9 protein-coding genes are annotated in these 9,781 nt (G+C 72.3%); 1 reads left to right on the plus strand and 8 read right to left on the minus strand.

Annotated elements, in window-relative coordinates:
* Positions 1–75: 75 nt before the first annotated feature.
* Positions 76–336 (minus strand): hypothetical protein, encoded by a 261-nt coding sequence (locus AB0K37_RS37345; RefSeq protein ID WP_363989602.1) that lies wholly within the window; start codon positions 334–336, stop codon positions 76–78.
* Positions 337–426: 90 nt separating this feature from the next.
* On the opposite strand from AB0K37_RS37345, the gene AB0K37_RS37350 reads away from it, so the two are divergent.
* On the plus strand, positions 427–1,320 hold the full coding sequence (locus AB0K37_RS37350) for a LysR family transcriptional regulator (protein ID WP_363989605.1): 894 nt from the start codon (positions 427–429) through the stop codon (positions 1,318–1,320).
* On the opposite strand, the gene AB0K37_RS37355 is transcribed toward AB0K37_RS37350, so the two are convergent.
* From AB0K37_RS37355 to AB0K37_RS37385, 7 genes are all read right to left on the minus strand, one after another.
* A complete protein-coding gene (locus AB0K37_RS37355) occupies positions 1,317–1,931 on the minus strand; it encodes an ATP/GTP-binding protein (protein WP_363989607.1) in 615 nt (204 codons plus the stop codon). The genes AB0K37_RS37350 and AB0K37_RS37355 overlap by 4 nt on opposite strands.
* On the minus strand, positions 1,912–2,340 hold the full coding sequence (locus AB0K37_RS37360) for a DUF742 domain-containing protein (RefSeq protein ID WP_363989610.1): 429 nt from the start codon (positions 2,338–2,340) through the stop codon (positions 1,912–1,914). Before AB0K37_RS37360 ends, AB0K37_RS37355 begins: the two co-directional genes overlap by 20 nt.
* Positions 2,337–2,762, minus strand: a complete 426-nt coding sequence (locus AB0K37_RS37365; protein WP_345178237.1) for a roadblock/LC7 domain-containing protein — start codon at positions 2,760–2,762, stop codon at positions 2,337–2,339. Before AB0K37_RS37365 ends, AB0K37_RS37360 begins: the two co-directional genes overlap by 4 nt.
* Entirely contained in the window at positions 2,759–5,194 is a 2,436-nt protein-coding gene (locus AB0K37_RS37370; RefSeq protein WP_363989613.1) for a nitrate- and nitrite sensing domain-containing protein, read from the minus strand. Before AB0K37_RS37370 ends, AB0K37_RS37365 begins: the two co-directional genes overlap by 4 nt.
* Positions 5,195–5,404: 210 nt before the next feature.
* Positions 5,405–7,168: a prenyltransferase/squalene oxidase repeat-containing protein gene (locus tag AB0K37_RS37375; protein WP_363989615.1), complete on the minus strand. Its 1,764-nt coding sequence runs from the start codon at positions 7,166–7,168 to the stop codon at positions 5,405–5,407.
* The gene (locus AB0K37_RS37380; RefSeq protein ID WP_363989618.1) at positions 7,165–8,085 is read right to left on the minus strand and encodes a terpene synthase family protein; all 921 of its coding nucleotides are present in this window, start codon (positions 8,083–8,085) and stop codon (positions 7,165–7,167) included. The genes AB0K37_RS37375 and AB0K37_RS37380 overlap by 4 nt, the downstream gene beginning before the upstream one ends.
* On the minus strand, positions 8,082–9,452 hold the full coding sequence (locus AB0K37_RS37385) for a cytochrome P450 (RefSeq protein ID WP_363989621.1): 1,371 nt from the start codon (positions 9,450–9,452) through the stop codon (positions 8,082–8,084). Before AB0K37_RS37385 ends, AB0K37_RS37380 begins: the two co-directional genes overlap by 4 nt.
* Positions 9,453–9,781: the final 329 nt, after the last annotated feature.

Consider the following 9,781-nt stretch of genomic DNA (forward strand, 5'->3'; position numbering starts at 1 on the left):
ACATCGTGCGAGCCTTCATGTCCAACTCCTACTGACGGCGGAATCGTGACACCCCCTATACCCGCCCTCGCCGCCTCAATCCGCGCGCGTGCGCGCGGCCCGGCTGGACCGGCGGGCCGTCGCCGCGGAGAGCGCGGGCGCGGACAGCGCGGCGACGAGACCGGGCACGGTCATCGCCAGCCCGGCCGTGCCCGCGGACACGCCGAGGTCCGGGCCGATCGAGGTCAGCAGGCCGACCGGCAGCATCTCGCTGGTGACGACGAGGAACGTGGCCGCGGCGACCGCGAGCACCGCCGGCCACCCCCGCCTCGGCGGGGGAGAGGAGGGAACCGTCATGTCCCCGACCCTGGCGGGCGGGCCGCGCCGGGAACAACGGCGAAGATCGCATCCTTGTATGAGCCGGACTCATCGATCGGGGGCGGGAGCGTGCCGGAACTGGAGACACGGGAGCTGGAGTGCTTCCTCGTCCTCAGCGAGGAGCTGCACTTCGGCCGGACCGCGGAGCGCCTCTACCTCTCCCAGAGCCGCGTCAGTCAGCTGGTGCGCGCCCTCGAACTGCGGATCGGGGCCCGGCTGGTGGAGCGCACCAGCCGCCGCGTCCGGCTGACACCGCTCGGAGCCGCCTTCCGGGACGAGCTCCGGCCCGCCTACGGGGCCCTCCTCGACGTCGTCGAAGGGGCCAGGAGCAGGGCGCGCGGTGTCGGCGGGGTGCTGCGGATCGGTTTCCTCGGGTTCCTGGACGAGGAACTGGCGGGTCTGGTCCGCGCGTTCCAGAGCGGCCACCCCGGCTGCGAGGTGCAGACGGTCGAGATGCCGCTGGCCGACCCGTTCGGGCCGGTCCTGGGCGGCGATGTGGACGCCGCGATCGTCCTGACCCCGGTGCGGGAGCCCGGCCTCGCCGTCGGCCCGGTCTTCTCCGAGGCCCCGCTGTGCCTGGCCGTCCCGGCCCGCCACCCGCTCGCGGACCGTCCGTCGGTCCGCGCCGAGGACCTGGCCGGGCACCCGCTGGTCAGGATCGCCGGCCCGGCGCCGCGGTACTGGCGCGACGCGCAGTCCCCGGCGCTGACGCCCGGCGGCGCCGCGATCCCGTCCGGACCGGCCGTCAGCACGATCCAGGAGGCCCTCGCGATGGTCGCCGCCGGGCGCGGCGCGATGCCGCTGTGCGTCCCGACCGCCCGCCGCCACGTGCGGGGCGACGTCGTCTTCATCCCGCTCACCGGCCTGCCCGACTCGGCGCTCGCGCTCGTCTGGCATCGGGACCGCGCCACCGCCCGGCTCCGCGCCTTCGCCGGGACCGTTGCCGCGGGCGTCCGCGGCTAGGCGTTCTGGGGTTCGGGCTCCTCCGTGAGGCCGCGGGTCTTCATGGCGTGCAGGACGAGGTCGATGAGGACCTCCTTGCAGGAGCCGAGGCTGCGGGCGTCGCAGAGCATGACCGGGACCTTGGGGCCCAGGTTGAGGGCCATCTGGATCTCCGCGAGGTCGTAGCGCTGGGCGCCCTCGAAGCAGTTCACGGCGACGATGAACGGGGTGCCGCGTCGCTCGAAGTAGTCGACGGACGGGAAGCAGTCCGACAGGCGGCGGGTGTCGGCGAGAACGACCGCGCCGAGCGCGCCGAGCGAGACCTCGTCCCACATGAACCAGAAGCGCTCCTGGCCGGGCGTGCCGAACAGGTAGAGGACGTACTCGTCCCGCATCGTGATACGGCCGAAGTCCATCGCGACCGTGGTCGTCTGCTTGCGCTCCACCCCGGAGATGTCGTCGACGCCGACGCTCTCGTCGGTGAGCAACTCCTCGGTGCGCAGGGGGCTGGTCTCCGAGACCGTGCCCACCATCGTGGTCTTGCCGACCCCGAAACCGCCCGCGATCACGATCTTGACCGCGGTGGGGAGCCGGCGGGCGCGCACGCCGCGCCTAGAGGGCCCGGAGACCATCGATCACCGCCTTGTAGAGCCTGATGTCGTGCATGTCCGCCTCCGGTTCGGGCTCCTGAAGGGAGACGAATCCCTTGTCGAGCAGGTCGCCGAGCATCACCCGGACGGTCGCCACGGGCAGATCGAGATGGCCGGTGATCTCGGCCACCGACATCACCGCCTGGCAGAGCCGGATGATGGCCAGGTGCTCGGGTCCGAGGCCGATCGCACCTTCCGGCTCCGGTCCGACCGCCACCACCAGGGTGATGAGGTCGAACTTGCCGCGGGTCGGCTCGATGCGGCCGCTGGTCATCACGTAGGGCCGCACCATCGGACCGGCGTGCTCGTCAAGGAACCGGTCGTCGACCGGCGGGCGCGTCGCGGCCTCGTCCGCCCAGGGCTCCTGGACGGGGTCCTCGGGGGGCATCATGCCGGGCGCCCCTCCTGCGCGGACTCCGAACGCGACGGGGAGGTGAGGTGGTGCCCCATGGCCGTGACGAGCATCGCCATCTCGTACGCGGTGAGGCCGACGTCGACCTCCTCGGTGGCCAGGACGGCGAGGCACGCGCCCTTGCCGGCGACCGTGACCAGCAGGAACGCCGACGCCATCTCGACGATCGTCTGCCGGACCGGGCCGCCGCCGAAGCGGGTCCCGGCGCCCTTGGCGAGGCTCTGGATGCCGGCGGCGACGGCGGCGAGGTGCTCGCCGTCGTCCTGCGTCATGCCCTCGGACGACGCCATGAGCAGGCCGTCCGCCGACAGCACGACCGCGCTGCGGGCGTGCGGCAGCCGGTGGACGAGGTCGTCCAGCAGCCAGCCCAGATCGGAGGAGGAACCGGTCTTCTGCGTCACTGATCTGCCTCGCCTTCCGCTGCGTTGGTGCCGAGGGCTTCCGCCGCGTCGACGCGGCCCCGCTGGGTGCCGCGCTGGTAGGAACCCATGATCCGCTGGATCTCCTCGGGGGAGCGGCCCGGGTCCTCCTGCTCGTCCTGCTCGTCGGCGACGACGGGCTCATCGGTGCGCAGGGGTTCGGCCAGGTTCGCCTGCGGCACACGGACGGGAAGACCGGACGGTGTTGTGGAGATGTCGGGCACGGGTGGCAGGTCCTCCGGCTCGATGGGGTCGGGACGTGCGCCGTCCGCGGGGTCGTCGTGCCGCGCGGGCGTGGGGGCCTCGGGCTCCGGCTCGGGGGCGGCGCCGCCGGGGGACCGCACGGGCAGCGGGTCCGCGGCCGGCGGGGGGACCGCGACGAGGGCGGGTCCGGCGTGCTGCGGGCCGGTGCCCCCCGGGGGGAGCGTCGTCGTGGGGGAGGCGGAGCGGACGGTGGCGCCGGACGCGGCGAGTGCCGCGGCGGGGCGCCGCACCTCCAGGCCGTTCGTGGTGGTGGTGCCGGCCGGGACCTGCGCCGGGCCCTGCTCGACGATCAGGTCCCTGGGGATGACGACGACGGCGGTGGTGCCGCCGTAGGCGGACCGCTTCAGCGAGACCTGAAGGTTGTAGCGCTCGGCGAGCTTGCTGACCACGAACAGGCCGAGCTGGACCGAGCTCTGCAGGTTGAAGTCGGGCGGGTCGGCGATCCGCGCGTTGATCTCGGCGAGCTTCTCGTCGGTCATGCCGAGCCCGCGGTCCTCGATGTCGATGGCGAAGCCGCTGGCGACCAGGTGCCCGCCGACCTGCACGATGGTGTCGGGCGGGGAGAACGACACGGCGTTCTCGATCAGCTCGGCGAGCAGGTGGGTGACGTCGCCGACCGAGCGTCCGGCCAGCTCGACCGGGCCGAACGGCAGCACGGTGACGCGGGTGTAGTCCTCGACCTCGCCGACGGCGGCGCGGACGACGTCCACCATCGGGACGGAGTTGCGCCACCCGCGGGCCGGGAGGGCGCCCGACAGCACGATGAGGTTCTCGGCGTTGCGCCGCATGCGGGTCGCGAGGTGGTCGAGCCGGAACAGCTCCTCCAGCTCCTTGGTCTCGATGTCGCGGCGGCGCTCCATCGCGTCCAGCATGGTGAGCTGCCGGTGCACCAGCGTCTGGGTGCGGCGGGCCAGGCTCAGCAGGACGTCCCGGATGCCGCGGCGCAGTTCCGCCTGCTCGACGGCGGTGCGGATCGCGGTCTCCTGGACGGCGTTGAACGCGCGGCCCACCTGCCCGATCTCGTCGGTGCCGAACCGCAGCGGCGGCGCCTCGACCTCGACGTCCACCTTCTCGCCGTGCCCGAGCCGCTCGACGACGCCGGGCAGCCGCTGCTCGGCCAGCTCCCACGCGGCGCCGCGCAGCCGTTCCAGCTGCCGGACGAGCGCGCGCGCCGTGGTGATCGACACGACGATGGACGCGATGACCGCGAGGAGACCGAGGCCACCGGCGAGCAGCAGCCGGATGATGACCCAGGTGGCGATGGGAGTGGCGCGCTCCACCAGCCGGTCGCCGGCGTCCTGGATGGACTTGCGCATCTGGGCGAGCGCGGGCTCGGTCGCGTTGCGCCACTGCTCGGCGGTCATGCGGGGGCGCTGCGCCTTCGTCCGCTGGAGGAGCATGTCCTCCAGGGCGCTGACGGTGGTGAGGCGCTTGTTGGCGTTCAGCTCGTCCCAGGCCTGCCGGTCCGCGCCCTCCAGGTCGACCAGGGCGCGGTCGTAGTTGAGGCGCCGGGCGCCGACGGCCTTGGCGATGTCGATCTGGTCTGCCGGGGTGATCCGGCCGGACGCGAGGACGCCGGCGACCAGCGCGTCCTCCTGGGACAGCAGCTCCCAGGACCGGTTGACGGCGATCTCCGCGCGCAGGTCGGAGGTGAACCCCTTGTCGTCGAGCGTCGTCGTCCCGTCGTACATGTGGAAGATCGACTCGATGGTGTCGGAGTAGGCGTCGATGATGTGCCGGCGGTCGAAGGCGCCGGCGTCGATCGAGCGGCGGTCGCCGTCGAGCCGGCCGAGCAGCCGGACCATCGCGTCGAGCCGCTGGTCCATCTCGTCGTCGGCGGCGCGGCGGACCGAGCCGCTGCGGGCCTTCTCGACGACGATGGCCCGCTCCTTGTCGGTGCGGGCGCGCTGGGCGGCGAGCAGGTCGGGCCGCCGCTGGCCGGACGCGAGCATGGTCACGGTGAGGCGGCGCTCCTGCTGCAACTCGACGAGCAGCGGGTCGCTCGGGGCCACGACGCTGTCCAGGGTGCTCACGAAGAGCAGGTTCACGCCCTCGCGCAACGTCACCCAGGCGGCGAAGGCCCACAGCGCGGTCAGCGAGACCAGCAGGGCCGCAATCTTGGTCCGCAGCCGTGAGTTGCGGAAACGCATTATGATCGCCCCAACAATTGTCAAGGGTGCCTGCAATGCGAGGTCTTGGGGCCCGGCTGCGAGGCACTGGTGGCGGTGAGAGCGGGTAGCGCTATGCCGGGTGATCGGCAAGGCACCGGTGAACCTTACCAACGCCACCAAACCCACTCAAGGTGAATGGTTTCCGGCCCAGGTGTACAAGCAGGTCACCCTCGGACGGAGTGGTGAAATTCACCGCACTGAAACACTCGTGTCACGACGTGCCAGACGAAGGGCGCCCAGGACCGCCGCCCGCACGATCGTCGTTGGGCGGTATAGGTCTTTATCGTGCCAAAGAGGCGGCTTGCCGGAGTCAACGTCGCCCGGACCGCCGGTCAGGGTGCCGGGCGCGCTCCGCAGGGCCGCCCTGAGGTGGGCGCGGCCCCGCCGGACCGCTCGCTCCGCCGCCTCCCGCACCGCCGGGTCGGGCGCGGCGCCCCTGGACGGGCGGGCCAGGGTCAGGATGTGCACGGCGTAGGCCGTCTCCTCGGCGGTCCCGCACCAGCGCCCCCAGGAGCCGTCGGGGCGCTGTTCCCCCAGCACCCACTCGACGGACCGATTCACGGCGTCCGCCGATTCCGGGCCGCCGAACTCGGCCAGCGCCAGGGCGGCGCAAGCGGTCGCGTAGAGCGGCGAAGCATGCCACCTGTCCTGCCAGCGGCCGTCGTTCAACTGCTCGCCGATGAGCCAGGACGCCGCTTTTCGCGCGCTCGCCGCGTAACGGCCGGCCGGTCCGGCGCCGCTGCACTCCAGGTAATGGCCGAACGCCTCAAGCACGTGCGCGTTGGTCGTGACGGACCGTCCGTTCTCGCCGGGCCAGCTACAGAAATGCGTGCTCGTTTCGTACTTCCACAGCAGGTCGGGCGGGTGCGGTTCACCGAGAAGCGACAACGCGTACAGCACGCCGGAACTGGTGTCGGCGTCCGGGGGCAGGCCGGTGCCGCCCGGCGCGCCGTCCTCGCCGAGCGACGCCCGCATCTGGGCGATCAGCTCCGGGGGGACGGCCGGCGCGAGCCCGGCGCGGGCCAGCCAACCGAGCACCCACCCGCGCTCGAAGTTGGTCACCGGGACGGCGACGGGAACGGGTCCTCCGTGCTGCTCGGCGGCGGCCTCCAGGTAGCGCCGCGCGGCCTCGTCACCGGGCCCGTCGACGTCGGGACCGCCGAGCCACGCGGCGGTGGCGGCGGTGGAGGCGCCGACGGTCGCGAACCGCCCCGGCCCGCCCGCCGCGGAGAGACCGCGGACTGCACGCGCCGGTTCCGGTAGCGGCACGGGACGGACCGAACCGGCCCGCCGCGCCGACGCCCCCGCGACCTCCAGGGCGTGCTGGACCTTCAGCGGCACGGCGCCGCCGTTCTCCAGGCGGGCCTTGGCGGCGGCGACGAACGCCCCGTCCATCCCGGCGGGCGGGGCCAGCCGTCCGCCCGTCCACCAGGCGGCGAGGGCGGGATCGTCGCGGAGCCGGTCGAGGTGCCCGTTGATCGCCTCGACGAGGGCCGGGGTGATGTGCTCGATGGCCGGCATGTCCGGGAAGTCGGCCGCGGCGGCGCCGGCGAGTCGCCGCGCGAGGGACCGCAGGGCGCGCCCGGCGCCGCGGACCACCTCGGCGACGTAAACGCCGGCGGGCCAGCGCCCACCCTCCGGGGCGAGCGCGGAGAGCAGCGCCTCGGTCGCGCTGAGGGTCGGGACGAGCGCGTAACCCGGGTCGGGCGGCCCCCAGCCGCCGTCGGGCCGCTGCGTGTCGAGAAGGAACCGGATCCTTGCGGCATGTCCGGTCAGCCAGGGGGCGAGGCTCACCAGCCGCCCGGTCTCGTAGACCGAGGGGGACGACCGCCCCCACGGGTGGCGGACGAGATCGTCCACCAGCGCGACGGCGGCCGCGTAAAGATCGTCGGGGTCGGGATCGGCGGCCTCGGCCGCCTCGGCCGTCTGCGGGCCCGCCTCCTCGACGGTCACAGCGACCCCCAGTAGTCGCTCAGCCCGTAGAAGCCCGTACTGAAGCCGATCTGCCGTTCGAGGTAGGCCACCGCCTCGGGGCAGTCGTCCCGCAGCGGCCCGACGCGGTCGCGGCAGCGGGCCACGATCTCGTCTATCCGCGCGGTGATCTGGGCACGTTCCACCCCGAGCATCTGCGCGTTCAGGTCGCCCCAGGTGACGTCCCGCTCGTAGGTGGCGAGATCGTTGAGCAGCCGCAGAACCTGCTGGACGTCCCGGCTCGCGGCCTGCAGCTCGCCGATGTGGTCGAGGACGCCCTGGTCGGCGTGCACGATCCAGTGCGAGATGTTGACCCAGGCCGAGCCGTAGTTGTCGGCGTTGTCCAGGTACTCGTCGAACGTCGGCCACGAGGCCACGTCGACCGACTTCCACGTCAGCTCGCGGGCCCCGGCGTGCAGCAGCCGCGCGAGCTGCGCCAGCCAGTCGTCGCGCAGCGCCGCGAAGGCGGGCGACCCGGCCGCCTCGTCCCGGATGTCGGCGAGGAACCGGGTGAGCCCGTCACCCGGCGCCGGCGGCGCCCCCTCCGCGACGGCGAGGCAGCGCCGGTTGATGTCGTCCACCTCGTCCCGGGACGTCGCGACATGGTCCACCAGCCAGTCCAGGCCGAAGATCCACAGCGAGGTGCGCGCCGCCATCCGGATCCCGGACGCGGTGAGCCACGGCGACCCGAACGCGTTCGCGCAGGCCACGGCGTTGAACAGGGTCTCGTCGATCGGCTTGGCGTCGAACAGGTCGGGATAGGTCTCCGCGCATTTCGCCAGGTCGCGAGCGCACTTCACGGCCTGCGCCATCACGGCGCCGTCGTGCCGCGCGCTCTGGAGGACGTCGGGCACCGCGGGGCCGCCGGGGCGCGGAGGCGCCCCCTCCGTCGCCGTCACGCGTCCCGCCCGACCGGGGTCAGCGTCATCTCCATCGACTCCCGCGGCCGCAGCGTCGCGCCGATGCGTGGCATGGCGGGGATCGCGTCGGACAGGGCCGGGCGGAACCGGCTCAGGATGCTCGTCAGGATCATCCGCGCCTCGACGTCGAACACGTGCCGGCCGATGCACTGGTGAGGGCCCCCGCCGAAGGGGAAGTAGGCGTAGCGGTGCCGCTTGCGCGAGTTCTCCGGCGTGAACCGCTCCGGGTCGAACTCCAGCGGACGCTCCCACACCGACTCCAGCCGGTGCGTGAGGAACGGGCTGATGAGCACCGGGTCGCCCGGCTCGATGTGCACGCCGCCGAGGATCGTCGGCGCGGTCGCCATGCGCGGGAACATCCAGCCCACCGGGTACAGGCGCAGCAGCTCCTGGACGACCTGCGACACGTACGGCAGCCTCGGAAGATGGTCCGGGCGGACGGGCTCGCCGCCCACCACGCCCTCGATCTCCCCGACCAGCCTGTCCAGGACCTCCGGGTGGTCGTGCAGCAGCGGCCACAGCCAGGTCAGCGCCAGCGTCGTGGTCTCGGTGCTGGTCGCGAACATCGCGAGCAGGTTGTCGCGGATCCACTTGTCGTCCGGCGGGGCGCCGTCCTCGGTCCGGGCCTGGCAGAGCGCGGTGAAGATGTCGCTGCCGTCGCCCGGATCGTCCCGGTAGCGCGCCACCAGGTCGAACAGGACCTCGTCCATCACCTGGACGGCGTCCTTGAACGCCCGGTCGCCCGGCATCGGGAGCACGCGGGGCAGGAACGGCAGCAGGAAGCGGACCGAGATCGACGTCGCGATCTGGTCGAACGTCGGGATCAGCTGGTTGGCCTCGACCGGGGAGATCTTGTCGCCGAACAGGACCTTGATCACGGTCTCGTTGACGATCCGGCTCATCTCCGGCAGCACGTCGATCGGCCGTCCCGCGCGGGCGGGCTCCTCCAGCTTGCCGACGGCGTCGTTGATCGCCTCCGCCATCAGCCCGGTGAGCCGGTTGACGTTGCGGGTGGTGAAGACCGGCTGCAGCACCCGCTTGCTGTGCTCCCACTCGGCGCCCTCGGACAGGATGCTGTCGCCCATCAACTCGCGCAGCGGCCTCCAGAACACCCCGTCCCGCTGGAAGATCTCCGACTCGCGCCGCAGGACCTGCTGGATGTGGTCGGGATGGGTGACCAGGTAGGGGTGGGACGCACCGAGGTCGAGCCGGATGAGCCGGCCGTCCCCCTCCGTGCTGATCCGCTCCAGTTGGCGAAGTGGGTCGCGGACAAAGCCGGCGACCGTGCGGTAAAGGGGGAAGTTCTTCGCCTTCTGGACTGGGACGGCGCCGACGTCAACGGACATTTACCGACTGCCCCTCGATGTTGAGTTGGAGTACCAGTGCTCGCGGTTGGCCGTTCCGGGGCATGGGGGGCGCCCGGGACGCACGGCGCCCCTCGCGGTGGGATGCCGTGAATGAGTGATTCGGGCTTTGTGGGAAGGTTGCGGTGTTATGTAGCTTTCTGTGGGAGTATCACATGATCAATTAACAACGGCAAGGCTTCGGCCGGTAGAAATCTCAACCTTTCCGACGTGACCCTTATCACTTGCTCGCTGTGTTGTCTCATTGTCCGAGTCGGCCTTACAGGCATGCCGAAGAGGCCCGCGAAAAGGACTTTCGCCGGCGGGAGAGA

The sequence above is a fragment of the Actinomadura sp. NPDC049753 genome (assembly GCF_040674655.1).
GTDB lineage: Bacteria > Actinomycetota > Actinomycetes > Streptosporangiales > Streptosporangiaceae > Spirillospora > Spirillospora verrucosospora.